This window comes from Cellulomonas sp. GbtcB1 (assembly GCF_019091725.1).
In the GTDB taxonomy this organism is placed as follows: domain Bacteria; phylum Actinomycetota; class Actinomycetes; order Actinomycetales; family Cellulomonadaceae; genus Cellulomonas.
In genome coordinates this window covers 1-242 of record NZ_JAGXJG010000467.1, presented here as the reverse complement: position 1 = coordinate 242, position 242 = coordinate 1, and the positions used below count along the sequence as shown (strand labels likewise).

At 78.1% G+C, this 242-nt stretch carries 1 protein-coding gene; it reads right to left on the bottom strand.

The window, feature by feature from the left end; translation table 11 throughout:
- A partial coding sequence (gene sepH, locus KVT14_RS21050; RefSeq protein ID WP_217617360.1) for a septation protein SepH occupies window positions 1–242 on the bottom strand: 242 nt, incomplete at both ends.

Genomic DNA, 242 nt, shown 5'->3' with positions numbered 1-242 from the left:
CGTGTGCGTCGGGCCGACCCGACTCCTCGGCGATCTGCTCCGCGGACTGCCCAGCGCGCCCGCGCGCCTGGAGCTCCCGCGGGCTCGGCACGCCCGACTGCGCGGCGCGGATCTGCTCCAGCTGCGGGCGGTCGCGCCGCACCGCGGCACGCAGTGGCTCGGCGATGCGCAGGCGGTAGCGCTGCCCGTCGGCCGCGGCGAGGCCCAGGTGCTCCCCGTTCTCGTGCAGCCCGATCAGCTCC